This window comes from Nocardioides sp. JCM 18998 (assembly GCF_055391535.1).
The window spans coordinates 4,230,899-4,257,748 of the sequence record NZ_AP043886.1; the positions used below are offsets into that span (position 1 = coordinate 4,230,899).

Genomic DNA, 26,850 nt, shown 5'->3' on the forward strand with positions numbered 1-26,850 from the left:
AGAGCACATGAGCCGCATCCGAGTCGTCGTCACCGGCCTGGGCACCACCAGCCCTGTCGGCGGAGACGTCACCTCTACCTGGGAGGCCCTCCTCGAGGGTCGCTCGGGCGTCCGCACCATCGACGCGTCCTGGGCCGAGGACCTGCCGGTCAAGATCGCCGCTCAGGCCGCCGTCGAGCCCACCGAGGTCATCGAGCGGGTCAAGGCCCGTCGCCTCGACCGCTCGGCCCAGCTGGCGATGGTCGCGGCGATGGAGGCCTGGTCCGACGCCGGCTTCAGCGGCGCGGCCGGGTCCGAGGCCGAGCCCGGTCTCGAGCCCGAGCGCGTGGGCGTCGCCCTCGCGTCGGGCATCGGCGGTGTCATCACGCTGCTCGACAACTACGACGCTCTCCGGGAGAAGGGTCCGCGGCGGGTCTCCCCCCTCGCCGTCCCGATGCTGATGCCGAACGCCCCCGCGGCGAACGTCAGCCTCTACGTCGGCGCCCGCGCCGCCGTCATCACGCCGGTCTCGGCCTGCGCCTCGGGCAACGAGGCGATCGCTCACGCCATCGACCAGATCCGACTCGGCCGCGCCGACGTCGTGGTGGCCGGCGGCACCGAGGCCGCGATCCACCCGCTCAACATCTCCGCGTTCGCCAACATGATGGCGCTCTCCAAGACGGCCTCCGGCCCCGAGGGCGGCGACCCGACCACGGTCAGCCGGCCCTGGGACACCGCCCGCGACGGCTTCGTCCTCGGCGAGGGCTCCGGCGTCCTGGTGCTCGAGCGCCTCGAGCACGCCCAGGCCCGTGGTGCGAAGATCTACGCCGAGGTGCTCGGCGCCGGCATCACCGCCGACTCGCACGACATCGCCCAGCCCGACCCGGCCGGCCGGGGTGGCTCGCGCGCCATCCTCGGCGCGTTGCGCGAGTCCGAGATCAGCGCGTCCGACATCGTGCACGTCAACGCGCACGCCACCTCGACCCCGCAGGGCGACATCGCCGAGGGTCTGATGCTGCACGCCACGCTGGGCGCGCACGTCTCGAACGTCGTGGTCACCAGCACCAAGTCCATGACCGGTCACCTGCTCGGCGGCGCCGGGGCCCTCGAGGCCGTCGCCACCGTGCTCGCCATCCGCGACCGCGTCTCGCCTCCCACGATCAACCTCGACAACCTCGACCCGCAGGTCGAGCTCGACATCCCGGGCAAGGCACGCGACCTGCCGTCCGGCGACGTGGTGGCGCTCAACAACTCCTTCGGTTTCGGCGGCGCCAACGTCGCGGTCGCGTTCGGGAGCATCTGATGACCGCCACCGCTGACGTCCGCGTCCCCAGCTCGGCCGCTCCGGCCGCCGCCAAGCCGCCGCGGGAGGACGACTTCCGCTACCCGCTGACCCGGCTCACCGCGCTCCTCGACGAGGGCTCGCTCGAGCTGCTCTCCGAGATCGACGACTCCGGCATGCTCGCCGTCCGGGGAACCGTCAACGGCGCCGGCGTGGTCGCATTCTGCACCGACGCCACCGTGATGGGTGGCGCCATGGGCGATGCCGGCTGTCGCGTGGTCGTCGACGCGTACCACCGCGCCATGACCGACCAGGTCCCGATCATCGGACTGTGGCACTCGGGCGGCGCCCGGCTCGCCGAGGGCGTGCTCTCGCTCCACGCCGTCGGCCGGATCTTCCAGGTCATGACGCAGGCGTCCGGCAAGATCCCGCAGATCTCGGTCGTCCTCGGCCCCGCCGCCGGCGGCGGTGCCTACGGCCCTGCCCTGACCGACGTCGTCATCCTCGGCCCCGAGGGCCGGATCTTCGTCACCGGTCCCGACGTCGTCCGCTCGGTCACCGGCGAGGACGTCGACATGCTGCGCCTCGGCGGCCCCGAGCCGCACGGTCGCCGCTCGGGCGTCGTGCACATCCTCACCGAGAGCGAGCAGGAGGCCCTCAAGCGGGCCCGCATCGTCGCAGCGCTCCTGGGCGACCAGGGCGGCCTGCGGGTCGACGCCGTCGAGGATCGAGACCTGAGTGCCGTCCTGCCGGAGTCCAAGAAGCGCGCGTACGACGTGCACCCGCTCGTCGAGACCCTGCTCGACGAGGACACCGCCCAGGAGCTGCACACCCGCTGGGCGCCCAACATCGTCACGACGCTGGGTCGCTTCGGCGGCCGTACGGTCGGCGTGGTCGCCAACAACCCGCTGCGTCTCGGCGGCTGCCTCGACTCCGCCTCGGCGGAGAAGGCCGCCCGCTTCGTGCGGATGTGCGACGCGTTCGGCGTCCCGCTGATCGTGCTCGTGGACGTACCGGGCTACCTGCCCGGCGTCGGCCAGGAGTGGGACGGCGTCGTCCGCCGCGGCGCGAAGCTGCTGCACGCCTTCGGCGAGTGCGTCGTCCCGCGGATCACGCTGGTCACCCGCAAGACGTACGGCGGTGCCTACATCGCGATGAACGCCCGCTCGATCGGCGCCACCAAGGTCTTCGCCTGGCCGGGCGCCGAGGTCGCCGTGATGGGCGCCGTCGCGGCCATCCGGGTCCTGCACCGCCGCAAGCTGGCCGAGGTCGCTCCCGACATCCGCCCGCAGGTGGAGGAGGAGCTGGCCGCCGAGCACGAGCGGATCGCCGGCGGTGTCGAGAAGGCCGTCGAGATCGGCGTCGTCGACGAGATCGTCGAGCCGACCCGCACCCGCAGCGCGATCGCCACGGCCCTCGACGAGGCCGTCCAGCGCGATGGCGCGCTGCGCGGAGCGCACGGCAACATCCCTCTCTAGGCGAGAAAGCCGGCGGCAGCGCGAAGCGCCCGCTCATCCATCCTCCCCTGCCAGCAGCGCGGTGTCCGTAACAGACGCCGCGCTGCTGCGTTGTTCCCTCCATGCAGCGTCTCGGCAGCCAGCGGATCTACCACGGCCTGACCAGCATGGCCCTGGCCGGCGCCCTGATGACCGGGAGCACCGGCCCAGGCGGTCTCGGAGGGCTCCTGGGCGGCCTCCTGGGCGGCGGCAGCACCACACCGGCCGCTTCGACCTCGTCAGTGATCAGCGGCCATCTCCACATGCCGAGCCAGCGGCTGCGCAAGGGCTGTCAGAAGTACACGTACCGCTACGAGCTCAGCGTCCCCACCGATATGGAGTTCGACCTCGAGATCCTGGTGACCGATCCGCGCGGGATCTCCCAGGCCTCCGACGTCATCCTCAGCGGTGCCGATCCCCTGAGCGGTTCCAAGAGCGTCACGATCTGTCGCTCCAACACCCAGCCGGGTCGCTTCGTCCTGCACGGCGCGCTCTACACGAACGACGGACAGGGCCCGACCACGACGACAGCGGTCGCCGACGACCCGTTCCGCCTCACGACCCCGAAGCACAAGAAGAGGCACCACCGAGCCTGAGGGCTCGGCAGTGCCTCTTCTACGTTGCGGTCGCCGGGGCGACCCTAGACAACCTGGTGCAGCCAGCGGACCGGCGCGCCCTCTCCGGCGTGCCGGAAGGTCTCGAGCTCGTCATCCCACGGCTTGCCGAGGAGCTTGTCGACCTCGAGCATGAGGGTGGTCTCGCCGAGTGCTGACTTCACCACCGCGGCCTTCAACCGGTCCTCGGGAATCATGATGTCGCCGTGCAGTCCGGTCACGGCGTGGAAGACGCCGAGCTCGGGCGTGTACGAGAATCGCGTGCCCTCGGAGCCGGACGTCGGCTCCTCGGTGATCTCGAACCGCAGGTGGTTCCAGCCCTTGAGCGCCGACGTGACGGCCGCAGCAGATCCCACCGCGCCGGACCACGAGAGCTCGGCACGATAGGTCCCGGACTGAGCCGGTTGCGGGGTCCAGTCCAGGCTCACAGCGACACCGAGAACCCCGCCGACGGCCCACTCGACGTGCGGGCACAGCGCGGAGGGCGCCGAGTGCACGTAGAGCACACCCCGGGTCGCGGTCCGGGTGGTGCTGTGCGATGTCGTGTATCCAGTCACCGTTGTTCTCCTTCGTTCCGGCGCGAGCAACGCCTTCCCCAGCGATCTGGCATCGGAACTCGAGTGAGCAATGGTGATGGAATGACATCTATGTAGTTGTGGGGCCATTGTGACGCATGAGGGCGCAGGATGCCAGTGCATCCTGCGCCCTCACCGATGTCACGGTGTCAATGCCACGCCGTACCGGTCAGTCCCGGTCGACCCGGCGCTCCAGGTCCTCGGCCCGCGCGGCGGCATCGGTGAGGTCGTCGGCGTCGATGGCGTGGGTGCGGTGGAACCACTGCAGCGCCTCGTTGAGGCGGCCGGCCTCCTCGAGCGTGTCCGCGTACGCGTAGCGCAGGCGGACGACCCAGGAGCCGCGGCCCTTGTTGTTCAGCGGCGAGAGCTCCAGGACCCGCAGGGCGGCGTCGAGCTGGCCCATGTCGCGTCGGGCGCCGGCCTCGACCAGCGTCATCTCGGCCTTGGCCTCCGGCTTGAAGTTCACCACCGACGGGCTGTGGGCGAGCTTGATCGCCTGCTCGGGGTGACCGAGCGCGCGGTGGCAGTCGGCCATGATCGGCAGGTACGCGGTCGCGCCGTTCATCCGCTTCGCGGCACGGAGCTCGGAGAGCGCCTCCGCGTAGTGGCCGGCGGCGTAGGCGGCCTCGCCCAGCGCCTCGCGGATCACCGCGATGCGCTGCGCCCGGCTCTTGGCGGCCTTCGCGTGCTGGTAGGCCAGCTCCGGGTCGTCGTCGATGTAGACGCCGGCAGCAGCCAGGTGGCGTGCGATGCGAGCCGCCAGCTTGTCCGGGAGGCCCTTGAGATGCGCCGCCACGGAGCGGTCGAGCTCCTTGCCGGTGATCTCCTCGGGCAGGTCCGGACCGTCGTAGGCGGCCTGGTCCGCGGTACGGGGCTCGCGCTCCTCGCGCTGCTCGCGGTTGAACGGACGGCGCTCACCACCCCGCTCGCCACCGCGCCCGGCGCCGGGCTTGCCCGTGCCGCCCTTGCCGGCGTAACCGCCCTTACCGCCACCGGCACGGGCGCCCTTGTCCTTGGCGTCCCCGTCCTTGGCGTAGCTCTTGCCCCAGCCGCTCTTGGGGGCACCCTCGCGCTTCGGACCGCCGCTGCGGCGTGCGCCGTCCCGGTTGTCGTCGCGGGAGTAGCTCTTGTTGTCGTCGCGGGAGTAGCCGCGGCCACCGCCCCGGCTCTCACCGGACGAGCCGCCGCGCGAACCGCCCGTGGACTTGGCGCCGTAGGACTTGCCCTCGCCGCTCTTGCCGGCACCGCCCGAACGTGCCCCACCTGAGCGGGACTGTCCGGCGCCGCTCTGGCCGCCCGAACGCGGGCGTCCCGAACCCTGAGCGGGACGTCCGCCGCTCCGTCGTTCCTCTGCCATGGACTCAGCCTTCCTCACCGGCGCGTCCTGCGCCATCCTCGCGCGCCCGAAACGGGCGTAAATGCAGCGTAGGGGCCACCTGAAGGTGGCCCCTACGCGAAAAATTGTCCGGCGGCGTCCTACTCTCCCACAACCTCCCGGTTGCAGTACCATCGGCGCTGTAGGGCTTAACTTCCGGGTTCGGGATGGGACCGGGTGTTTCCCCTACGCTATGACCGCCGTAACCCTAGACCCCACACTCTGCCGATTGCGGCCAGTGGGGAAAACTCTGTGGTTACATCGTCTGCCACTATTCAGTTCAAGTGGTATCAATGTTGGTTCGTGGACGCGAACACTTCTTTGCGCAGTTTAGATTGCGTTTGTTGGTTTTGTTGAGCATTTGTAAGGCAAGCCCTCGGCCTATTAGTACCAGTCAGCTCTACCTCACGGTTGTACACTTCTGGCCTATCAACCCCATCGTCTATAGGGAGCCTTAACCCAATATGGGTGGGAAACCTCATCTTGAAACATGCTTCCCGCTTAGATGCGTTCAGCGGTTATCACTTCCGAACGTAGCCAACCAGCCATGCACCTGGCGGTACAACTGGCACACCAGAGGTTCGTCCATCCCGGTCCTCTCGTACTAGGGACAGCCTTTCTCAAGTTTCCTACGCGCGCAGAGGATAGGGACCGAACTGTCTCACGACGTTCTAAACCCAGCTCGCGTGCCGCTTTAATGGGCGAACAGCCCAACCCTTGGGACCTACTCCAGCCCCAGGATGCGACGAGCCGACATCGAGGTGCCAAACCATCCCGTCGATATGGACTCTTGGGGAAGATCAGCCTGTTATCCCCGGGGTACCTTTTATCCGTTGAGCGATGCCGCTTCCACATGCCGACACCGGATCACTAGTTCCGACTTTCGTCCCTGCTCGACATGTCTGTCTCACAGTCAAGCTCCCTTGTGCACTTACACTCAACACCTGATTACCAACCAGGCTGAGGGAACCTTTGAGCGCCTCCGTTACATTTTAGGAGGCAACCGCCCCAGTTAAACTACCCATCAGGCACTGTCCCTGAACCGGATCACGGTCCTAGGTTAGACATCTAGTACGACCAGAGTGGTATTTCAACGATGACTCCACCCATACTGGCGTATGGACTTCACAGTCTCCCACCTATCCTACACAAGCCGAACCAAACACCAATACCAAACTATAGTAAAGGTCCCGGGGTCTTTCCGTCCTTCTGCGCGTAACGAGCATCTTTACTCGTAGTGCAATTTCGCCGAGTCCACGGTTGAGACAGCGCCCAAGTCGTTACTCCATTCGTGCAGGTCGGAACTTACCCGACAAGGAATTTCGCTACCTTAGGATGGTTATAGTTACCACCGCCGTTTACTGGGGCTTAAGTTCTCAGCTTCGACATTGCTGTCTAACCGGTCCCCTTAACCTTCCAGCACCGGGCAGGAGTCAGTCCGTATACATCGTCTTACAACTTCGCACGGACCTGTGTTTTTAGTAAACAGTCGCTTGGGCCTGGTCTCTGCGGCCATCACCGCTTCCCCACGCAAGGTGGTTCACGGATCCGGCCCCCCTTCTCCCGAAGTTACGGGGGCATTTTGCCGAGTTCCTTAACCATGGTTCACTCGATCGCCTTGGTATTCTCTACCTGATCACCTGAGTCGGTTTGGGGTACGGGCGGCTCGAAGCTCGCTAGAGGTTTTTCTCGACAGCATAGGATCATCGACTTCCCCCAAAGGGTCCCCATCAGATCTCAGACTTAATGCAACGCGGATTTGCCTACGTCACGTCCTACATCCTTAGCCGGCGACAACCATCGCGCCGGATCGACTACCTTCCTGCGTCACCCCATCGCTTACCTACTACACGCTCGGGTCATGCGCTACGCACACACGCCGCCCCCGAAGGGTTGGTCGCGGTGTTTCGGGCACTTAGCATCACGCGCCTCAGCATGGGCGCTTCTTCGCCGGTACCAGAATATCAACTGGTTGTCCATCGACTACGCCTGTCGGCCTCGCCTTAGGTCCCGACTTACCCAGGGCAGATTAGCTTGACCCTGGAACCCTTGATCATCCGGCGGATGAGTTTCTCACTCATCATTCGCTACTCATGCCTGCATTCTCACTCGTGTAAACTCCACGGCCAGATCACTCTGCCGCTTCACCGCATACACGACGCTCCCCTACCCACCCCAGACCAAGTCTGGAGTGCCATAGCTTCGGCGGGCGGCTTGAGCCCCGCTACATTGTCGGCGCGGAATCACTTGACCAGTGAGCTATTACGCACTCTTTCAAGGGTGGCTGCTTCCAAGCCAACCTCCTGGTTGTCACTGCGACTCCACATCCTTTTCCACTTAGCCGCCGCTTAGGGGCCTTAGCTGATGGTCTGGGCTGTTTCCCTCTCGACAATGGAGCTTATCCCCCACTGTCTCACTGCTGCGCTCTCACTTACACCCATTCGGAGTTTGGCTAACGTCAGTAACCTGGTCGGGCCCATCGGCTATCCAGTGCTCTACCTGATGCAAGAAACACGCAACGCTGCACCTAAATGCATTTCGGGGAGAACCAGCTATCACGAAGTTTGATTGGCCTTTCACCCCTATCCACAGGTCATCCCCTCCATTTTCAACTGAAGTGGGTTCGGTCCTCCACGCCGTCTTACCGGCGCTTCAACCTGCCCATGGATAGATCACTTCGCTTCGGGTCTAGAGCATGCGACTAAAACGCCCTATTCGGACTCGCTTTCGCTACGACTACCCCACACGGGTTAACCTCGCCACACACCACTAACTCGCAGGCTCATTCTTCAAAAGGCACGCCATCACCCCGAAAGGCTCTGACGGATTGTAGGCACACGGTTTCAGGTACTATTTCACTCCCCGCCAGGGGTACTTTTCACCTTTCCCTCACGGTACTTGTCCGCTATCGGTCATCAAGAAGTATTTAGGCTTAACAGGTGGTCCTGCCAGATTCACACGCCATTCCAGGAGTAGCGTGTTACTTGGGATGCACCTCCACAGTCCGTGTCTTACCACTACGGGACTCTCACCCTCTACGGCGCCGCTTCCCAACGACTTCGCATTCAACACGGATTTCTTACTGTGCCCCAGGCCGGCAGACCCAGGAGAAGGCTCCCACAACCCCAACCACGCAACCCCTGCCGGGTATCACACGTAACTGGTTTAGCCTGATCCGCTTTCGCTCGCCACTACTCACGGAATCACTATTGTTTTCTCTTCCTACCGGTACTGAGATGTTTCACTTCCCGGCGTTCCCTCCAACATCCCTATACATTCAGGATGCGGTAACACGACATGACTCGTGCTGGGTTCCCCCATTCGGACACCCCCGGATCAACGCTCCGTTGCCAACTCCCCAGGGCTTAACGCAGGCTCGCACGTCCTTCATCGGCTCTTGATGCCAAGGCATCCACCATGTGCCCCTCATAGCTTGCCAAACAAACACTCAACAAAAACAACAAACACCGACAACAAACCGGCATCCATCGCCTCATCAAGCAAAACTCAAATCAAAGGCAATAAACTACAAAGACTAGAAAGCACCGCCACCACCCGTACCTGGTGAAGTACGAAAGGCTTGCACGGCGGCACTCATAAGATGCTCGCGTCCACTATCCAACTATCAACCACCACACCCACCAACCCTCTCCCCCAGTACAACCGCACCAGGCTCGAGCGAAAGAGGCCACCCGTGAACCCGAACCCCGCAACCAACGGTCACGGCGAGCCAACAGGGCACGAGGAGTGTGATTCCTCAAAGCCCAACAGTGTGCCAAAACTCCCCTGTCCACCGGTGCACGATGAGGTTCCACGCCCCCGAAGAGGCAGTACTGACATCGAACACCAACCCGACCGGGCCCTTCATCGACGATTCCACTAGCGAGCAGCACCATCGCCAAGACACAGTTGTCCTGGACATCATGGCTGACTGACTCCTTAGAAAGGAGGTGATCCAGCCGCACCTTCCGGTACGGCTACCTTGTTACGACTTCGTCCCAATCGCCAGCCCCACCTTCGACAGCTCCCTCCCACAAGGGGTTAGGCCACCGGCTTCGGGTGTTGCCGACTTTCGTGACGTGACGGGCGGTGTGTACAAGGCCCGGGAACGTATTCACCGCAGCGTTGCTGATCTGCGATTACTAGCGACTCCGACTTCATGGGGTCGAGTTGCAGACCCCAATCCGAACTGAGACCGGCTTTTTGGGATTCGCTCCCCCTCACGGGATCGCAGCCCTTTGTACCGGCCATTGTAGCATGCGTGAAGCCCTGGACATAAGGGGCATGATGACTTGACGTCATCCCCACCTTCCTCCGAGTTGACCCCGGCAGTCTCCTATGAGTCCCCAACCGAATTGCTGGCAACATAGGACGAGGGTTGCGCTCGTTGCGGGACTTAACCCAACATCTCACGACACGAGCTGACGACAGCCATGCACCACCTATCTACCGACAAAAAGGGGCACTATCTCTAGCGCTTTCCGGTAGTAGTTGAACCCAGGTAAGGTTCTTCGCGTTGCATCGAATTAATCCGCATGCTCCGCCGCTTGTGCGGGCCCCCGTCAATTCCTTTGAGTTTTAGCCTTGCGGCCGTACTCCCCAGGCGGGGCGCTTAATGCGTTAGCTGCGGCACGGAACCCATGGAATAGGCCCCACACCTAGCGCCCAACGTTTACGGTGTGGACTACCAGGGTATCTAATCCTGTTCGCTCCCCACACTTTCGCTCCTCAGCGTCAGAACATTCCCAGAGAACCGCCTTCGCCACCGGTGTTCCTCCTGATATCTGCGCATTTCACCGCTACACCAGGAATTCCGTTCTCCCCTGAATGCCTCTAGTCTGCCCGTATCGAAAGCAGGCCAGGTGTTAAGCACCTGGTTTTCACTCCCGACGCAACAAACCGCCTACGAGCCCTTTACGCCCAATAATTCCGGACAACGCTCGGACCCTACGTATTACCGCGGCTGCTGGCACGTAGTTGGCCGGTCCTTCTTCTGTGCATACCGTCACTTGCGCTTCGTCTGCACTGAAAGAGGTTTACAACCCGAAGGCCGTCATCCCTCACGCGGCGTTGCTGGATCAGGCTTCCGCCCATTGTCCAATATTCCCCACTGCTGCCTCCCGTAGGAGTCTGGGCCGTGTCTCAGTCCCAGTGTGGCCGGTCACCCTCTCAGGCCGGCTACCCGTCGAAGCCTTGGTAGGCCATTACCCCACCAACAAGCTGATAGGCCGCGAGCACATCCTGGACCCAAAAAAGTTTCCACACACCCCCATGCGAGAGCGCGTCATATCCGGTATTAATCACCGTTTCCGGTGGCTATCCCAGAGTCCAGGGCAGATTACTCACGTGTTACTCACCCGTTCGCCGCTCGAGTACCCCGAAAGGCCTTTCCGCTCGACTTGCATGTGTTAAGCACGCCGCCAGCGTTCGTCCTGAGCCAGGATCAAACTCTCCATCAAAAAACAAACACCCAACCACCCCAAAAGAGCAGCCGAGCAAGAAGAGATGCCTGCAACAAAACAAACCCCGACAAAAACTTGTCAGAATCATATTCGTATCCGTCAAACCCAAAGATTCAACGGGGCACAACAAAATTAATTCGTCGACTATTTGACACACTGTTGAGTTCTCAAGAATCACACGCGCACCGTGGCTCGAAACATTGTTGCTTCTTGTTTCTCACCTGCGGGGCGATCCGTACTTTATCGGAGACTTTCGCTTTCCACCAATTCGGCGGATTCGCTCTTTTCTCCCATCACACACGACTGTGGTCCGGACCCTCTCGGCTCCATCCCCCGCTCGTGGCGACCCGGAGAACACTACGCCTCCGGGCCGCCCGAGCCAAATCGAGCGCGATCCGCTCGGTTCAGCGGACCTCGATGCCCGCGAAGCGCTTCTTGCCGCGGCGCAGCACCAGCCAGCTGCCGCCGATGAGGTCACCCTCGGCCACCACCGCATCGGCGTCCTCGACGCGCACGTTGTTCACGTACGCGCCGCCCTCGGCGATGGTGCGTCGCGCCTCGCCGTTGCTGGTCGCGAGGCCCGCGGCCACGAGGAGACCCACGACGCCCAGGCCGTCCGCGCGCTCGACGGTCACGGTGCCGGCTTCGCGCAGCGCGGCGCCCAGCGTCGCGGGCGCCAGGGTCGTCAGGTCACCGCCCCCGAAGAGCGCGGCGGCCGCCTCCTTGGCCTGCTCGGTCTCCCGGGAGCCGTGCACCATCGTGGTCATGTGGTCGGCAAGCGCCTTCTGCCCGGCGCGGAGGAACGGCTTCTCGGCCATCTCGGCATCCAGGGCCTCGATCTCCTCGCGGGAGAGGAAGGTGAAGAACCGCAGCATCTCCCCCACCTTGACGTCCTCGACATTCAGCCAGAACTGGTGGAAGGCGTAGGGCGACATCATCTCGGGGTCGAGCCACAGGGCACCGCCCTCGGTCTTGCCGTACTTGGTGCCGTCGGCCTTGGTGACCAGCGGCGTGGTGAACGCGTGGGCGTGACCGCCGTCGGCGCGACGGATCAGCTCGACACCGCCGGTGATGTTCCCCCACTGGTCCGAGCCGCCGTGCTGCAGCGTGACGCCGAAGTCGCGGTAGAGGTTGAGGTAGTCCATCGACTGGAGCAGGACGTAGGAGAACTCCGTGTAGGAGATGCCGCTCTCGAGCCGGTTGCGCACGGTGTCGCGCGCCAGCATCCGGTTGACCGGGAAGTGCTTGCCGACCTCGCGCAGGAAGTCGATCGTGGAGAGCGACGCGGTCCAGTCGTAGTTGTTGACCAGGGTGGCGCCGTTCGTACCGGTGAAGCCCTCGTCGCCCTCGAAGTCGAAGAACGGCGCGAGCTGGCGGCGCAGGTTCTCGACCCACTCCTTGACGGTGTCGAGGGAGTTGAGCGTGCGCTCGCCGGAGTCCTTCGGGTCGCCGATCATGCCGGTGGCACCGCCGACCAGCGCGTACGGGGTGTGGCCCGCGCGCTGGAGCCGCATCGCGGTGACGATCTGCAGCAGGTTGCCCATGTGCAGGCTCGGCGCGGTCGGGTCGAAGCCGATGTAGAACTTCACACTCCCGCCGGTCAGCGACTCACGGAGCGCGTCGCGGTCCGTCGAGTCGGCGATGAGGCCGCGCCACTCGAGGTCGTCGAGGAGGGTGGGATCGATGGACACGATGGGCCCTTTCTACATACGGATCGTCGCTCCAAGGGTGCCGCATGGGGTGCTCGGAGGGCGATTCGGTTCCCGTGTCCCGGATACCGTCGGCAGGGTGATCGGTGGGAGGTATGCGCTCGGGCGCGAGCTCGGACGTGGTGGCATGGGGGCCGTGTGGCTCGGGACCGACGAGCTCCTCGGCCGGCCGGTCGCGCTCAAGCAGGTCGCCGCGGCGCATGATCTCGCCCATGCCCGGGCCGAACGGGAGGCCCGGCTCGCGGCGCGGATCAGCGACCCGCACGTCGTCGCGGTCTACGACCTCGTCGCCGACGGCGAGGACCACTGGCTGGTGATGGAGTACGTCGCGGGAACCACCCTGGCCGCGCTGATCGCCGCAGACGGCCCGCTCTCCCCCGACGACCTGACGCCCATCCTGGCCCAGGTGGCCGCCGCTCTCTCCGCGGCGCACTCCGCCGGCGTGATGCATCGCGACGTCAAGCCGTCGAACATCCTCATCGACGAGGTGGGCGCGGCCAAGCTGTCCGACTTCGGCATCGCCCGCAGCCACGACGGCGACGCCACCATCACCCGGACGGGCACGTTGACCGGCTCGCCGTCGTACATCGCGCCCGAGGTGGCCGCGGGGGCGCCGACCACGCCCGCGAGCGATGTGTGGTCGCTCGGCGCCACCGCGTTCCACGCGCTCTCCGGCCGGCCCCCGTACGAGGTCGGGGAGAACGTCGTCAGCACGCTCTACCGGATCGTGCACGAGGAGCCGCCCCGCACCGAGCGCGCCGGACGGCTGGCACCGCTGGTCGCGGGGATGATGACCCGGGACCCCGCACGGCGCTGGACGCTGGGTCAGGTCCGCGCGTTCCTCGCGGGACCGGCCATGACCTCTCCCGGTACGAGCTCGCCCACCGCTGCCGCGAGCACCCGGGTGCTCCCGGTCGTGCCGGCCGCCGGATCCGCGTCCCGGGCCGCCTCGGGTCCCGGTCGTGCGCAGCTGCCCGCTCGGCCACGCTGGCCGTGGGTCGTCGGTGCGGTCGCCGCCGCGGCGGTGGTGACCACCGGCCTCGTGCTCGCGCTCGGCGGTCATGGCGGTGGCAGCGGCGACCCGATGGCGAGCCACACCACGGCCGCCGCGGCAGCAACCGTCGATCAGCGCTCGCCTCTCGGGTCGGCCTCGCCCTCCAGCCCCGCGTCGAGCGATGCGGCGCTGGAGTCACGCGTCCGCACGTTCGTGCCCACCTACCTGCGGACCGCGAGCGAGGACCCGCGGCGCGGATTCGCGATGCTGACGCCGGAGTACCAGCGCCGCAGTGGCGGGTACGCCGGCTACCTCCGGTTCTGGGGCAACGTCACCAAGATCCATCGGGTCAGCGACGTCCTGCCCTCGACCGACCCGCTCGGTGTCTCGTACCGATACACGTACACCCTGCGCGGTTCCGGCAAGCGGACGGAGAACGTCCAGCTCCGCCTGGTCGACGACGACGGTCGTCTCCTGATCGCGGCGAGCTGATCGGTAGGCCGGGTGGGGCTCGAACCCACGACCCAAGGATTATGAGTCCTCTGCTCTAACCGACTGAGCTACCGGCCCCCGTGCGCGAGAACCTACAGGTCGCCGGCGACCATGCCGGCCCCCGGGTGCCATCTAGGGCCGGTTCTCGACGAGCTCGTGGGTGGTCGTCCAGACGATGAAGGCGTACATCGCGATGAGGACGATCGTCCACAGCGGGAAGTACGGCAGGAACAGGAAGCAGCTCATGATGCCCAGGGTCGCCGCGATGACCCCGCCCAGCTCGGCCCACCAGGAGCGTGCGAGCGTGCCCAGGCCCGCGGCGATCGCACAGATCCCGAGGACGATGTGGATCCACCCCCAGGCCGTGACGTCGAGCTCGAAGGCATAGCCGTCGTGGGCGACGAGGATGTCGTCGTCGGCTGCCGCGGCGATGCCCAGCAGCAGCTGGCAGACCCCGACGATGATGAGCATGACGGCGGCAGCGCTGAGGTTGATGCCGGCGAGCTCGCGCTCCATGTCCGTGGCCTTGTCTCGGTGCGTGCTCACGGGACCTCTCCTGACGTCGTGGACGGGACGCCAGCACCGTAGGCACCGGGACGACGCCGGCGGGTCACCCACATCAGGCGACCCGCCGTCCCGGCGGCCTGCGGGCGAGGGGCGTCAGCCCGCGAGCACGCCGGGGATCGTGTAGCCGTTGATCGAGTTCGCCCAGCCCGCGTAGTGCAGGTGCCACTCCGCGGTGAGCCTCCTGATCGGGACGGTCGCGACCTGACCCGAGCCGCCGGCGTCGGAGGAGCGGACCTTGTGGTGCCCGACCGAGATGGCGATGTGGCCGGCGCCGCTGCTGCCTCCGGTCCAGTAGACCGCGGCACCGCGGGGCGGGTTCATGCTCCGGGGGTGCCGCCCGCTCGCATGCGTCCACGCGACGGCCGCGGTCGGGTACTTCGACGGGATGTCGGCCTGCTCCCGCGACCACTGCAGGCACAGCCCCGGCACGTTGTAGTCCGAGCTCTTCGCCGAGGCGACCGTCCGCGCGGCGTTGCTGGGAGCGAACGGCGGCTGCGAACTCGCCCGGTGCCGGGGGTGATGAGGGTGCGGGGAGTGCTTCGCGTGCCGCGAGTGCTTCGCGTGCTCGGCGTGCCGCTTGTGGGCACGATGCCTCGGGGCGGTGCGGTCGAAGGAACGGGACACGCTGGTCCGTGCCTCGGCCGTCGCGGCCGCGATGGCCGAGGCCGCGCTCGTCGTCGGCGCGGCAGCCACCTCGGCGCTCACCGGGGTCGCGGACGCAGCCGTCGCATCCGATGCGTCGGCGGACGCGTCGTGTCCGGCTGCCGCCACGACGACAGCCGCGACGGCGACCGACGTGACGGGGAGCAGTGCGGCGGCTCGTCGAGCACCCCGCGAGCGCTCGCGGCGATGACGACCGGCTTTGCCGGCGGGGCGGAAGGGCAGGTTCGGCAATGAAGACAAGCAGACGTTCCTCGGGGCGGGGACAGGGACGCGACGTGATGCACCACCGCGCTGAAGCGCACCGGCGTGCATCGCAGTTCTGTCGCTGCATGCGGATCCACACAGGACCGCATCACCTAGTTGAACGTTCCTTTACCAACGTTCTGACGCGAACCTGGCGGTGATCCCCATCACCAGCCCGCCGCCGCGAGCCGCGAAGACGGCTCGGCACCGTGCCGAGGCCGTCGATGGCCAGGTGTTCGATCAATGAGTCGGGCTGATTCGCGTCCACGTCGAGAGCGCGCTCTCGCCCGTCCCTAGACCTCACCAACGACATCGCGAGGCCGCGCGGCCGCGAGGGAGAAGCGCGCCTTCGCCAGGCCACGGGCACCGGCGCGCTCGTAGAAGCCGATCGCGTCGACGTTCCACGCCGGCGTCTGCCACTGCAGCTCGGCGACGCCGCGTGCCAGGGCACTCACCCGGGCTGCCTCGAGCAACGCGCGTCCCCAGCCCTCGCCGCGGCACCGCTCGACGACGTAGAGGCAGTCCAGGTGCACGTGGTCGGCCGCCGCCCAGGTGGAGAACTCCAGGGAGCAGGTCGCATAGCCGACGAGCTCGCCACCTCGGTCGGCCACCAGGCACCAGGCTCGGGGCCGCTCACCGAAGAGCGGCTGGTGCAGCAGCTCCGCCAGATCGGCGGCGACGGGTGCGGCGCCCTCGAAGGCGGCGTGATCCGCGCAGAGTCGGGCGAGCTGGGGAAGATCGGCCGGCTCGGACGGACGGCGCCGTCCGTCCGTCCGGTGGGCGTCAGCATGCGCAGTTGATCCCGTCCCGCGGCGCGACCAAGGGGTCGGCCTCGCGCTGCTCGATCGCGGATGCGGTCGCGACCGGGAAGCCCTCGCGGATCCAGTACTCGATGCCGCCGATCATCTCCTTGACCTGATATCCGAGACGGGCGAAGGCGAGGGCTGCCCGGGTCGCGCCGTCGCAGCCCGGTCCCCAGCAGTAGGTGACCACCGGGAGGCCACGGTCGATCTCGGTGACCGCACGAGCGGCGATCTCGCCCGTCGGCAGGTGCAGCGCGCCGGGGATGTGGCCTTGGGTCCAGCCGGGCTCCCTGCGCGAGTCGACCAGGACGAAGCCGGGGTCGCCGGCCTCGAGGGCTGCGTGGACGTCGGAGACATCTGTCTGGAAGGCGAGGCGGGCGGTGAAGAAGGCGGCTGCGTCAGCGGGCGTGGTGTCCATGGCGAGAACGCTACGGCCGACAGGACGGCTCGGACAGTGGCGATCCCCGGCACTTTCATCCATGCTCCGGGGAAGTCGCGGCGTTGAGTTGCTCCCACCGGGAAGTCCCGGCAACATCGGCGCTATGACCGAACTCGACGCCGTCGACTGGCGCATCCTCGACGTGCTCCAGAGCGACGGCCGGGCCAGTTTCGCCGACCTGGCCCGCGCGGTGTCCATGTCGGCCAGCGCGGTCACCGAGCGCGTCCGCCGGCTGGAGGAAGCGGGAGTCATCGGAGGGTACGCCGCCGTGGTCGCCCCGGAGTCGGTCGGAATGCCGATCCTGGCCTTCATCAGGTTGCGCTACCCGAACAGCAACTACAAGCCCTTCCGCGACCTGGTCGAGGTGACCCCTGAGATCCTGGAAGCCCATCACGTCACCGGTGACGACTGCTTCATCCTCAAGGTCGCCGCCCGCTCGATGCGCAACCTCGAGGAGATCTCCGGCCGGATCGGCGGTCTCGGCTCGGTCACGACGAGCGTCGTCTACTCCTCGCCCCTGCCGCGCCGGCCGGTCGGCCGGCAGGTCGACTGAGACGTTCGAGGCTGCCGCCCGACATCAGTCGACCCGGTTGGCGCCGAGCCGGTGACGGATTTCGGGTGTCTGAGAGCGGTGAGGTGGAGGCTGCACTCGCGGCACTGCCGCGCTGATACGCGTGATCGCGGGTGTCCACCGATGCGTGTCCGGTGCGTTCAGACGCAGAAAGGGCCTCCGTCCTGCGCATCAGCAGGTCAGAGGCCCTTTCGATCTTGCTCCCCGAGTTGGACTCGAACCAACAACCGTCCGATTAACAGTCGGAAGCTCTGCCAATTGAGCTATCGGGGATCAGCCGCTCGTTGCTGAGCGACGGGCGAAACCTTAGCAACGCCCCGCCCTCCACCTCCAAATCGGGGCTGCACCCCGGCGAGCGCGATCGCATTGCGCCACCGGGTGACAGGCCTATCGTCCTGGGTGCATGATGCGAACGGGCTAGACCCTCTGGACCATGAGCGCACGGCCGCGCGCCGACCCACGGACCGAGCGCTGAGCAGGCGTCCCCCTCCCTGCACCTGCTCAGCGCTCTCGGGTCGGAGAGGGTCAGCCGATGACGCGCTCGCGCAGCGAGCGGCGCTGCTGCTCGAGCGCGGCGAGCTCGCCGAAGAGCGCTTGGTAGCCCGCCACGTCGTCGGTCGGGCTGGTGCGCTGGAGCCGGCTGTGGACGTCCGCGATGCGGCGCTGCAGCGCCGTCTCGCGCAGACGTACGACGTGCTCGGCGACGTAGCCCGCGTCCGGCTCCCGGTGCGTGGTGATCGGCTCGACCGCCAGGGCACTGACCAGCCCGGTGAGCTGCGGCGTCGTGGAGGCGCTGGCGAGCTTCGTTGCCCAGGCATTGTCTCCGGCACCCGCTCCGGGCCCACCCGCGGCAGCGATGAGCCCCCAGACGGCCTGGTAGGCGGGGTGCTGGAAGTCGGCGGTGGTGATGTCGGCGGTCAGCCGACCGACCGCGACCGGGTGCTGGATCAGCACCCGCAGCGTCTCGCGCTCGATCGCGAAGCGCGGGTCTCGCAGGTCGGGTACGGGCGGACGCTGCGGAGCATCCGTGGCGACCGGCACGGCATCGCGTCGCTGGCCGGCGCCGGGAGCACCGCCCGACGATGCCCGGCTGTCACGCGCGCCGGCGCGCCGCACCTCGGCTCGCGCCTGGTCCGGGTCGACCCCGACCATCGCCGCGAGCTCGCGCGCGAACGCGTCGACCTTGGACTTGTCGCGCACGCTCGACACCAGCCGTGCGCCCTCGCGCAGCGCGTCGACACGGCCGTCGGCCCGATCGAGGTCGTGCTTGGCCAAGAGGTTGCCGAGGACGAAGCGGTAGAGCGGCTGACGACCGGCGATCAGATCCCGAACGGCCTCATCGCCCTGCTGGATCCGCAGATCGCAGGGGTCGAGCCCGTCGGGAGCGACCGCGACGTAGGTCTGGGAGGTGAACTCGGAGTCGCCGCTGAAGACCTTCATCGCCGCCGCCTGGCCGGCCGCATCACCGTCGAAGGTGAAGACCACCTCGCCGGAGGACTGGGTGTGGTCGGCCATGAACCGGCGAACCACCTTGGCGTGGTCGGGCGTGAACGCCGTGCCGCACGTGGCGACGGCGGTGGTGATGCCGGCCAGGTGGCAGGCCATCACGTCGGTGTACCCCTCGACCACCACGGCCTGGCCGGTCTTGCGCATCCCCTCGCGCGCCAGGTCGATACCGTACAGCACGGTGTTCTTCTTGTAGATCGGCGTCTCGGAGGTGTTGATGTACTTGCCCGCGATCCGGTCGTCGTCGAAGAGCTTGCGCGCCCCGAAGCCGATCACATCACCGCTCGACTCGCGGATCGGCCACACCAGGCGCCCCTGGAAGACGCTCCAGCCGCTCTGCCGCACCAGACCGGCCACGACCAGCTCCTCCTCGGAGAAGCCGCGCCCGCGCAGGTGCTGGTGCAGGGCCTTGCCGTCGGTCGGCGCGAAGCCGATGCCGAACCGCTGAGCCGCCACCTGGTCGAAGCTGCGCTCGGCGAGGAAGGTGCGCGCCGGCAGGGCGCCGGGGGCGAGCAGCTGCTCGGCGAAGTACTCGGCGGCGACCTTGTGCGCCTCGATCAGCTTGCCGCGCTGGGGGCCGCGCGGGCGCTCCTCGCGACCGTCGCCCTCCTCGCGCTCGAGAGGCACGCCGTACTTCTCGGCGAGCCGCTCGACCGTCTCACCGAAGCCCAGCCCGTCGATCTTCATCACGAAGCTGATCACGTCGCCGCCGGTCTGGCAGCCGAAGCAGTAGAACATCTGCCGCGCCGGGGTCACCTGGAAGCTCGGCGACTTCTCGTCGTGGAAGGGACACAGCCCCTTCATCGAGCCGCCACCCGCGTTGCGCAACGTGACGTATTGGCTCACGACGTCATCGATCCGGGCCTTCTCGCGCACCTCCTGGATGCTCTTGTCGAGGATGCGGCCGGCCACGAGCGTGATCCTAGGCGACGGGGCGAGCCGCCGGGTGAGCGACGGGGCGACCGGGCGGTCCGGGCACGGGGCTCGCCCGCACGGTCAGACCGCCTGCAGCGGGCCTCGGAACGACGTGCGCAGGCTGGACGGCCCGACGAGCGGCAGCAACGCGGCGAGCATCCGGCCCTTCAGGGACGACGGCGTACGGGTGAGCTCGACGTCGACCCGCGTACGGGCGACCCCTCCCGCGACGAGCGGCGAGAGCTGGAAGACCCAGCCTCCGCCCGGCCCGAAGAGCTTGGACTCGTGCGTGCTGATCTCCACCCGGCCCCGGGCGTCGTCCCACGCGTAGCGGGCCCGCTCCCACGCCGCCGCGGTGCCTTCGGTGACCTCGGCCCACCCCTCTCCTCGCTCGTGGACGACGAGGTGCTCGGCGTCGATGCTCGGCCACGCCTCGGCGCGGGTCGGACCGAAGTCGGTCAGCACCTCCATCAGCTCGGGCTGGCTGAGGGCGGAGTCGAGGTGGAAGCGGATGACGGTCATGAGGCTCTCCTGATCTGGTAACTGGTTTGACTGGTTATGATCCTGTCGCCGACTTCGTAACCTGTCAAGCAGGTTTTCCTGGTAGGCTCGCGGCATGGTCCACGCGTTCCCCTGCGGCACCCTCGCCCTCGACTTCGTCGGCACCCTGCGTGCGCGCCGCTACGAGGCGCCGCGCGAGATGCTCGACTCCCCCGCCGCGCTCGACGCGTGGTTCCTCGAGTCCGGGATGCTCGACGAGGCACCCGCGGCCGAGGACGCGGCGCTGCACGACGCGGTCGCGCTGCGCGAGGTGATCTACACGCTCGTCGGCGCGCGCCTGCACGGCGAGGCGCTGCCGGCCGATGCGGTGACCGCGCTCAATGCGTACGCCGGCGGCCTGCCCGTCGGCCTGCACCTCGACGGCGGTGTGCGCCGCACCGGCACCGTGGCCCAGGGCCTCGCGGCACTGGCCCGGGAGACGGTCGAGATCGTCGGGGGCGACGACGCCGCGCTGCTGCGCGAGTGCAGCCGCCCCGAGTGCACCCAGGTGTACCTCGACCGCTCGCGCGGCGGCCGGCGCGAGTGGTGCTCGATGAGGACCTGCGGCAACCGGGTCAAGGCGTCCAACTTCCGGGCCCGGCAGAAGACCGCGACGGCGTAGCTCGCCGGCTCCTCAGCCGATCGAGCGGCGGGCTCCGAGACCCGGACGTCGATCGGCCCACATCCGCTGTGCGGCCCGGACCTCCGCGATCCACCCGGGGTCGATGCCGGCAACGGCGATCCCCTCGACACCCGGTGCGACCCGGTCCAGGATCCGTCCCTCCGGGTCGAAGATCGCGGAGCCGCCGATGAAGTCGTACGGACGCCCGATCAGGCCGGCGAAGACGACGTAGACGCCGTTGTCGAGTGCCCGCGCGGCGTAGTGCAGGTCGCGGCGATGCTCGCCGCCGGGGAAGTAGGCGCCGCTGTTGGCGTAGACGTCGGCGCCGGCCGCATCGGCGGCGTGCTCGGGGAAGTTGGCGTCGTAGCAGACCGACAACGCCACGTCGTGGCCGCCGATGCCGACCGTCGCGCCGCGCTCACCGGCGACGAAGTGCTCACGCTCGGAGTCGTAGAGATGCTGCTTGGCGTAGGCCGCCACCGGCTCGACACCCGGACGCAGGACCACGGTGCTCAGGGTGCGGTGCGTGCCGTGGTCGAGCGGCGTGTTGAGCAGGGCGGTCGCGCCGACGGCGTCGACGGCGGACTGGACGGGCGCCGTCCAGGCGAGGTCGACGGCCGGCAGCGGACCGGCGAAGGCGGCGTCGTCGTACCCGGTGGTGAAGGCCTCCGGGAGGACGACCAGCGTCGCGGCGCGCTCGGCGGCCCGCTCGATCCAGCGCGCGGCGGAGGCGAGGTTGGCGGCCAGGTCACCCGGGACCGCCTCGGCCTGGACGGCGGCCGCGGTGAGCATCAGTAGTCCCCGCTCATGATGTTGGCGAGCGGCTCGCCGACGGCGAAGCGCTCGAGCTGAGCCCGGACGAGGCGGTGGGCGCGGGGCCACATCGCGCTGCTCGCTCCCCCGGTGTGCGGGCTGATCAGCAGGCCCGGCGCGCTCCAGAGCGGGTGTCCGGGCGGCGGCGGCTCGGGGTCGGTGACATCGACCGCCGCGGTGACCTGCCCGGCGTGCAGCGCCTCGATCAGCGCATCGGTGTCGACCACCGACCCACGGGCCATGTTGACCAGCAACGCGCCGCGCCTCATCCGGCTCAGGAAGTCGGCGTCCACCAGGCCGCGCGTCTCCTCGGTCAGGGGCACGATGAGGACGACGACGTCGGCCTCCGGCAGCAGCGCCGGCAGCTCGTCGATGGCGTGGACGACGGATGCGCCCTGGCGGGCCGTGCGCGCGACCCGGACCACCTCGCACTCGAAGGGCCGCAGCCGCGCCTCGATCGCGGCACCGATCGCGCCGTACCCCACGATCAGCACCCGCTTGTCGGCCAGCGCCTCCGTGAACCCGTCACGCACCCACTCGCCGCGCTCCTGCTGACGCACGAACCGCGGCAGCTCGCGCAGGGAGGCGAGGATCAGCGCGAGGGCGAGCTCGGCGGTCGAGGTGTCGTGGATGCCGCGCCCGTTGCACAGCGTGACACCGGCCGGCACGCGCGGGCGGATGTTGTCGACGCCCGCGCTGAGGGTCTGCACGACCTGGAGCGACGTCATCCGCGGCAGGACATCGGCGACCGCGGGACCCATGTTGTAGGGCGTGACGTAGAAGGAGACGTCGCCGACCGAGTCGGGGATGTGCCGCATCGGGTCGACGACCTCGTACCGGAGGCCGGAGGGTGACTCGCCGAGCTCGCTCGGCTCGAACGGCAGCCAGACGAGGGGACGGTGGTTCATCGTGCTCCTCCGATGAGACGCTCGTGCCAGGCGACGGCGGTGGGGTCGGTCAGCGAGGCGACCTGGTCCAGGACGACCCGCAGGCGCGCGGCGTCGTCACCCGCCGCGGCCCAGTCCTCGACGAACGGCCGGTCGAGTGCGTCCGGTCCCCGGTCGAGAAGGACGGCGACCAGCTCGGCGAGCAGCTCGCGCTGGCGTGCCATCAGCGCGATCCGGTCGTCACTCTGCATGACGTAGTGCGCCGCGATCCCCTTCAGGACGGCCATCTCGCGCAGGGTCCGCTCGGGCACGACCAGGTCGGCGTTGTAACGGGTGAACGCGGTGCCCGGTGCGGCCGCGTCGAAGGTGGCCTGCTGGACCGCGCCGCAGAAGCGCCCGATCAGGTCGCTGGTGAGGTTCTTGAGAGCGGCCAGACCCCGGCGGGTGCCGTCGTACGGCCGGGTGGGCCAGGAGCCGACGGTGGCGAGCCCTGCCAGGGTGTCGGCCACATCGTCATCGCCGAGATCGGGGCGGTAGCCGGCGCGTACGGCCTCGCCGACCGCAGCCACGTCGAGCGTCGTGAGGCTCAGCCGATCCGCGACGACGCCGTCCTCGACGTCGTGGACGGAGTAGGCGACGTCGTCGGCGAGGTCCATGATCTGGGCCTCGACGCACGTGCGCATCGCGGGGGCGCCGTCGCGCAGCCAGGTGAAGACCGGCAGGTCATCGGCGTAGACGCCGAACTTCGGGCCCGGACGATCACCGCGCCGCCATGGGTACTTGGTGCACGCGTCGAGCGTCGCGCGGGTCAGGTTCAGGCCGACCGACTCCTGCGCCGCGTCGAAGGTCTTGGCCTCGAGCCGGGTCAGGATCCGCAGGGTCTGGGCGTTTCCCTCGAAGCCGCCCGCATCGGCCGCGACGGCCGCCAGGACCTCCTCGCCGTTGTGACCGAAGGGCGGGTGGCCGAGGTCGTGCGCGAGCGCGGCGGTCTCGGCGATGTCCGGCTGGGAGCCGAGCGCGCGGGAGACGTCGCGGGCGACCTGGGCCACCTCGAGGCTGTGGGTCAGCCGGTTGCGGACGAAGTCGTCGGCCTGGGGCCCGACCACCTGGGTCTTGGCGGCCAGGCGGCGCGAGGAGGCGGCGTGCACCACTCGCGCCCGATCCCGCTCGAACGGCGTGCGCTCCGGCGCGAGCACCCGCTTGGGCGGCTCGGCGACCACACGCTCGCGGTCGTGCGCGTCATAGAGGGCGTCCACGCAGCGACCCTAGCGACTGGCTCCGACGAGAGCCGTCGCGGGACGGTGTGGCGGCCCCGAGGCGGAGGGCCGAAGGCGGCCTGCGGCGCGAGCGGCCGTCGAACGACGACAACGCCGGGGACGTTCCGTCCCGCTGCCGCGGCGATTCAGTTGGTGCCGATGTGGACGTGGTCCATATGGTTCGCGGTCGGCGAGCCGTGGTCGCCGTAGGCCCGCCATCCCTCGGAGGCGCGTACCGGCGTCCAGATCTGGTCCCACCAGATGACGTCGTAGACGTCGAGCTCGGCGGCGTGGGCCTGGGCCCAGGCGGCGATCTGGTCGCCGAGCGCCTTGTCGCTGGTCATGGCGTCGATGGCGTTGCCGGTGTCGTGCTCGGAGCGGGGCGCCCAGCCGCCGTAGGAGGTGATCTGCGGGAAGGCGTGGCACAGCGCGCGGTAGACCCGCACGGTCTGCGGCTTGAGGCCGTTCTCGACGCTGCTGTCCGGGCACGGCGCATCGGAGAGCGCGCCGTTGGCCGGGTCCGGCTCGGGCTTGTCGGTGGAGAGGTGGCCCGGGGTGACCCAGCGGGTCTCGCCGTCGACGAGGACCTGGTCGCGGCCGCTGCGGCTGAGACCGGTGGACATCGCGACGTCACCCTCCGCGAGCTCACCGTCGAGCGCGGCGCTGTCGCCGGGCGCGGTCCAGAGGTTGAGGTCGACGTCGGCGTACATCTTGGTGCGGGTCAACGAGCGTGAGGCGACCGCCGCCCGCGAGATGACGGCGCTCGGAGAGACCACCGGAGCAGGCGTGCCGGTGGCGCTCGCGCTGGATGCCGCGCTCGAGGTCGCGGTGGCCGCGACCCGACCCAGGTCGTCGGCCATGTCGACGGCCTTCAGGTTCGCGCCGCCCTGCATCGCGAGACCGAGCGCGACGGCGCCACCGGTCACCACGAGAGCCGTCGACGCGGCGAAGACGGGCAGGGTGGTCCGTCGCAGGAACGACGGGCGGGCATCGGTGTCCCGCTTGTGGCTACCGGCCACAGCGCTGATCCTTGCTGTCGACATCAGGGGCGGAGCCGCCGGTCCGAGGCGGTTCGACTCCGAACGAGTAGACCACATACCCGCACGGGTACCGAATCCCTCAGCCGCCGGAGACGGTGTCCTCCGGGATCGAGCAGCCTACTCCGTCGGTGTCGTCGAGCCAGCCCTCGGGCATGACGACCTTCTCGCGCGGAGCCCCCTGGCGACCGCGCGGAGCGCCCAGCTCGGAGGCCGGGAACGGCTCGCTCGGGTCCAGCTCGGCGAGCAGCCGGTCGAGGTCGGCGAGGGTCTTGACCAGGCCGAGGTCGCGGCGCATGTCGCCGCCGGCACGGAAGCCCTTGAGGTACCAGGTGACGTGCTTGCGGATCTCCTTGCACCCGCGCTCCTCGCCCATGTGGCCGCAGAGCAGCTCGGCGTGGCGGCGCATCATCGCGGCGACCTCGCCCAGATTCGGGAGAGGCGGCACCTCGACAGACTCGGTGGACGTTCCTCGAGTCTGTCGGAAGGCCACGGCGAGGTCGCGGAAGAGCCAGGGGCGACCGAGGCAGCCACGGCCCACCACGACGCCGTCGACGCCGGTCTCCTCGACCATCCGCAGCGCGTCGGCGGCCTCCCAGATGTCGCCGTTCCCGAGGACCGGGATCGACGGCACGGCGGCCTTGAGCTCGCCGATGGCCTCCCAATCGGCCACCCCGGAGTAGGCCTGCGAGACCGTACGGCCATGCAGCGCGATCGCGGCGACGCCGCTGTCGGCGGCGATCCGGCCGGCGTCGAGGTAGGTCAGGTGGTCGGCGTCGATGCCCTTGCGGGTCTTCATCGTCACCGGTACGCCGTAGGGCTCGGCGGCCTTGACCGCGGCGCGCAGGATCTCGCCGAGGAGGTTGCGCTTCCACGGCAGTACGCCGCCGCCGCCCTTGCGGGTGACCTTGGGGACCGGGCAGCCGAAGTTGAGGTCGACGTGCGCGACGCCGTACTCGGCGCAGAGGATCTCGGTCGCCTTGCCGACGTAGACCGGGTCGGTGCCGTAGAGCTGGACGCTGCGGCGGGTCTCGATCTCGTCGAAGACGAGCATGTCCTTGGTGTGCTCGTCGCCCTCGACCAGGCCACGCGAGGTGATCATCTCGCAGACGAACAGGCCGTCGGCGCCCTCGGCCCGCATCATCTCCAGGCACAGCCGACGATAGGCCGCGTTGGTGATGCCGGCCATCGGCGCGAGCACGACCGGGGTCGAGATCTCGAGGTCACCGAGGCGCAGCGGGTTCATGCCGTCCATTGTCCGGCGCGTCGGCGCGTAGCCAAAAACCTCAGCCGGGCGACGTGGTCGCGCTCGGCGAGCCGGAGGTGACGGGCGACGCCGCCGGGGACGGCGACAAGGGCACCGCCTCGCCGGTCCAGGTGATGGGGTCGAACTCCTGTGTCGGGCGGAAGGTGACCCCGTCCAGCGAGCCGCCTCGTGGCACGAGGTAGACCAGGCAGACGTCGACGCTCGCACCGGCCGGGAACGGCGTCGGGAGCACGCCCGGCTCGCAGGGCTTGAAGGAGCTGGCGAAGCTGGTCGCCTCGACCAGGGCGCCGGAGGCGGCCGCGCCGTAGAGCGGGACCGACTCGCCGCCCAGGTCCGAGGTGCCGGCGTTGGTGACGGTCGCGTCGACGAAGTAGGGCGCGTTCGCCTTGGTCTTGTCGTCGACCTGCCAGCCCTTGAAGGAGTCCGCGAAGGTCGTCCGGTGCAGGGCGGTCACGGTGATGCCGAGGATGCCGACCCGCTGCTGGCTGGGGGCCCACGCGACGGTGGCGCTCTCCCCCAGGTCGAGCGCGGATCCCGGGGTGGTGAGGCTGGTGCCAGCAGGCGCCTCGGAGTCGACGCCGCTCGGGTACCCGGACGGCACCGTGCCGGGGCTCGCGCTCCCACTGGCCGCCGTGCTCGGCGACGGGCCCGCGTCGGACGAGCCCGCGCCGCACCCCGCCAGCGCTGCACCGGCCACGAGGACGGTGAGCGCGAGCGGGAGTGCGACGCGACGGTGATCCATC

The 26,850-nt window shown here is 68.2% G+C and carries 22 protein-coding genes, 2 tRNA genes and 3 rRNA genes; 7 read left to right on the forward strand and 20 right to left on the reverse strand.

The genetic code is table 11. The features are described from left to right. Positions 1-7 precede the first annotated feature (7 nt). The 3 genes from ACZ5L9_RS19850 to ACZ5L9_RS19860 all read left to right on the forward strand — a co-directional run bounded on the left by ACZ5L9_RS19850 (position 8) and on the right by ACZ5L9_RS19860 (position 3,353). The gene (locus ACZ5L9_RS19850) at positions 8-1,282 is read left to right on the forward strand and encodes a beta-ketoacyl-[acyl-carrier-protein] synthase family protein (protein WP_464531535.1); all 1,275 of its coding nucleotides are present in this window, start codon (positions 8-10) and stop codon (positions 1,280-1,282) included. Continuing rightward, positions 1,282-2,739: an acyl-CoA carboxylase subunit beta gene (locus ACZ5L9_RS19855; RefSeq protein WP_464531539.1), complete on the forward strand. Its 1,458-nt coding sequence runs from the start codon at positions 1,282-1,284 to the stop codon at positions 2,737-2,739. Before ACZ5L9_RS19850 ends, ACZ5L9_RS19855 begins: the two co-directional genes overlap by 1 nt. A 101-nt stretch (positions 2,740-2,840) precedes the next feature. Then, positions 2,841-3,353 (forward strand): hypothetical protein, encoded by a 513-nt coding sequence (locus ACZ5L9_RS19860; RefSeq protein ID WP_464531543.1) that lies wholly within the window; start codon positions 2,841-2,843, stop codon positions 3,351-3,353. Between the two features lie 44 nt (positions 3,354-3,397). On the opposite strand, the gene ACZ5L9_RS19865 is transcribed toward ACZ5L9_RS19860, so the two are convergent. The 6 genes from ACZ5L9_RS19865 to tyrS form a co-directional block, all read right to left on the reverse strand. Beyond that, complete coding sequence (locus ACZ5L9_RS19865; protein WP_464536930.1) at positions 3,398-3,877, reverse strand: DUF3145 domain-containing protein; 480 nt, start codon at positions 3,875-3,877, stop codon at positions 3,398-3,400. 238 nt (positions 3,878-4,115) lie between these two features. Then, positions 4,116-5,303 (reverse strand): tetratricopeptide repeat protein, encoded by a 1,188-nt coding sequence (locus ACZ5L9_RS19870; RefSeq protein WP_464531545.1) that lies wholly within the window; start codon positions 5,301-5,303, stop codon positions 4,116-4,118. Between the two features lie 106 nt (positions 5,304-5,409). Continuing rightward, positions 5,410-5,526, reverse strand: a 5S ribosomal RNA gene (rrf, locus tag ACZ5L9_RS19875). A 159-nt stretch (positions 5,527-5,685) separates the two neighbouring features. After that, positions 5,686-8,760, reverse strand: a 23S ribosomal RNA gene (locus ACZ5L9_RS19880). A gap of 504 nt (positions 8,761-9,264) precedes the next feature. Next, positions 9,265-10,780: ribosomal RNA gene (locus ACZ5L9_RS19885) — 16S ribosomal RNA — on the reverse strand. The 16S, 23S and 5S rRNA genes sit together here, the layout of an rRNA operon. A 407-nt stretch (positions 10,781-11,187) precedes the next feature. Beyond that, a complete protein-coding gene (gene tyrS, locus ACZ5L9_RS19890; RefSeq protein WP_464531548.1) occupies positions 11,188-12,474 on the reverse strand; it encodes a tyrosine--tRNA ligase in 1,287 nt (428 codons plus the stop codon). 97 nt (positions 12,475-12,571) lie between these two features. Between tyrS and ACZ5L9_RS19895 the strand changes: the two genes are divergently transcribed. Next, positions 12,572-13,978: a serine/threonine-protein kinase gene (locus ACZ5L9_RS19895; protein ID WP_464531552.1), complete on the forward strand. Its 1,407-nt coding sequence runs from the start codon at positions 12,572-12,574 to the stop codon at positions 13,976-13,978. Positions 13,979-13,982: 4 nt separating this feature from the next. Here ACZ5L9_RS19895 and ACZ5L9_RS19900 read toward each other — a convergent pair. The 4 genes from ACZ5L9_RS19900 to ACZ5L9_RS19915 all read right to left on the reverse strand — a co-directional run bounded on the left by ACZ5L9_RS19900 (position 13,983) and on the right by ACZ5L9_RS19915 (position 16,119). Then, positions 13,983-14,056, reverse strand: a tRNA-Ile gene (locus tag ACZ5L9_RS19900). Between the two features lie 54 nt (positions 14,057-14,110). After that, positions 14,111-14,524, reverse strand: a complete 414-nt coding sequence (locus tag ACZ5L9_RS19905; RefSeq protein ID WP_464531556.1) for a DUF7144 family membrane protein — start codon at positions 14,522-14,524, stop codon at positions 14,111-14,113. A 114-nt stretch (positions 14,525-14,638) separates the two neighbouring features. Continuing rightward, positions 14,639-15,448 (reverse strand): hypothetical protein, encoded by an 810-nt coding sequence (locus ACZ5L9_RS19910; protein ID WP_464531558.1) that lies wholly within the window; start codon positions 15,446-15,448, stop codon positions 14,639-14,641. Between the two features lie 296 nt (positions 15,449-15,744). Beyond that, positions 15,745-16,119, reverse strand: coding sequence for an N-acetyltransferase family protein (locus ACZ5L9_RS19915; RefSeq protein ID WP_464536932.1), 375 nt, complete (start codon positions 16,117-16,119; stop codon positions 15,745-15,747). Here ACZ5L9_RS19915 and ACZ5L9_RS19920 point away from each other — a divergent pair. Next, positions 16,102-16,251 carry a hypothetical protein gene (locus ACZ5L9_RS19920; protein WP_464531561.1) on the forward strand — a complete coding sequence of 50 codons (150 nt, stop codon included), beginning with the start codon at positions 16,102-16,104 and terminating at the stop codon, positions 16,249-16,251. The two genes, ACZ5L9_RS19915 and ACZ5L9_RS19920, sit on opposite strands and share 18 nt — an antisense overlap. Here the strand turns inward: ACZ5L9_RS19920 and ACZ5L9_RS19925 are convergent. After that, the gene (locus tag ACZ5L9_RS19925; protein WP_464531565.1) at positions 16,235-16,672 is read right to left on the reverse strand and encodes a rhodanese-like domain-containing protein; all 438 of its coding nucleotides are present in this window, start codon (positions 16,670-16,672) and stop codon (positions 16,235-16,237) included. The genes ACZ5L9_RS19920 and ACZ5L9_RS19925 overlap by 17 nt on opposite strands. Positions 16,673-16,796: 124 nt before the next feature. On the opposite strand from ACZ5L9_RS19925, the gene ACZ5L9_RS19930 reads away from it, so the two are divergent. Next, positions 16,797-17,246 (forward strand): Lrp/AsnC family transcriptional regulator, encoded by a 450-nt coding sequence (locus ACZ5L9_RS19930; RefSeq protein WP_464531568.1) that lies wholly within the window; start codon positions 16,797-16,799, stop codon positions 17,244-17,246. A gap of 218 nt (positions 17,247-17,464) precedes the next feature. Here ACZ5L9_RS19930 and ACZ5L9_RS19935 read toward each other — a convergent pair. From ACZ5L9_RS19935 to ACZ5L9_RS19945, 3 genes are all read right to left on the reverse strand, one after another. After that, positions 17,465-17,537, reverse strand: a tRNA-Asn gene (locus tag ACZ5L9_RS19935). A gap of 252 nt (positions 17,538-17,789) precedes the next feature. Then, complete coding sequence (gene dnaG / locus ACZ5L9_RS19940) at positions 17,790-19,682, reverse strand: DNA primase (RefSeq protein WP_464531570.1); 1,893 nt, start codon at positions 19,680-19,682, stop codon at positions 17,790-17,792. 84 nt (positions 19,683-19,766) lie between these two features. After that, a complete protein-coding gene (locus ACZ5L9_RS19945) occupies positions 19,767-20,207 on the reverse strand; it encodes a hypothetical protein (RefSeq protein ID WP_464531574.1) in 441 nt (146 codons plus the stop codon). A 94-nt stretch (positions 20,208-20,301) separates the two neighbouring features. Between ACZ5L9_RS19945 and ACZ5L9_RS19950 the strand changes: the two genes are divergently transcribed. After that, on the forward strand, positions 20,302-20,847 hold the full coding sequence (locus ACZ5L9_RS19950) for a CGNR zinc finger domain-containing protein (RefSeq protein WP_464531578.1): 546 nt from the start codon (positions 20,302-20,304) through the stop codon (positions 20,845-20,847). A 12-nt stretch (positions 20,848-20,859) separates the two neighbouring features. On the opposite strand, the gene ACZ5L9_RS19955 is transcribed toward ACZ5L9_RS19950, so the two are convergent. The 6 genes from ACZ5L9_RS19955 to ACZ5L9_RS19980 form a co-directional block, all read right to left on the reverse strand. Next, complete coding sequence (locus tag ACZ5L9_RS19955) at positions 20,860-21,639, reverse strand: carbon-nitrogen hydrolase family protein (protein ID WP_464531581.1); 780 nt, start codon at positions 21,637-21,639, stop codon at positions 20,860-20,862. Then, positions 21,639-22,568 carry a 2-hydroxyacid dehydrogenase gene (locus tag ACZ5L9_RS19960; protein WP_464531584.1) on the reverse strand — a complete coding sequence of 310 codons (930 nt, stop codon included), beginning with the start codon at positions 22,566-22,568 and terminating at the stop codon, positions 21,639-21,641. The genes ACZ5L9_RS19955 and ACZ5L9_RS19960 overlap by 1 nt, the downstream gene beginning before the upstream one ends. Continuing rightward, on the reverse strand, positions 22,565-23,803 hold the full coding sequence (locus tag ACZ5L9_RS19965; protein WP_464531587.1) for a deoxyguanosinetriphosphate triphosphohydrolase: 1,239 nt from the start codon (positions 23,801-23,803) through the stop codon (positions 22,565-22,567). The genes ACZ5L9_RS19960 and ACZ5L9_RS19965 overlap by 4 nt, the downstream gene beginning before the upstream one ends. A 146-nt stretch (positions 23,804-23,949) precedes the next feature. Next, entirely contained in the window at positions 23,950-24,822 is an 873-nt protein-coding gene (locus tag ACZ5L9_RS19970) for a mucin-2 protein (RefSeq protein WP_464531590.1), read from the reverse strand. A 100-nt stretch (positions 24,823-24,922) separates the two neighbouring features. Then, positions 24,923-26,086: a tRNA dihydrouridine synthase DusB gene (gene dusB / locus ACZ5L9_RS19975; RefSeq protein ID WP_464531593.1), complete on the reverse strand. Its 1,164-nt coding sequence runs from the start codon at positions 26,084-26,086 to the stop codon at positions 24,923-24,925. A gap of 40 nt (positions 26,087-26,126) precedes the next feature. Beyond that, positions 26,127-26,849: a hypothetical protein gene (locus tag ACZ5L9_RS19980; protein ID WP_464531596.1), complete on the reverse strand. Its 723-nt coding sequence runs from the start codon at positions 26,847-26,849 to the stop codon at positions 26,127-26,129. Position 26,850 lies beyond the last annotated feature (1 nt).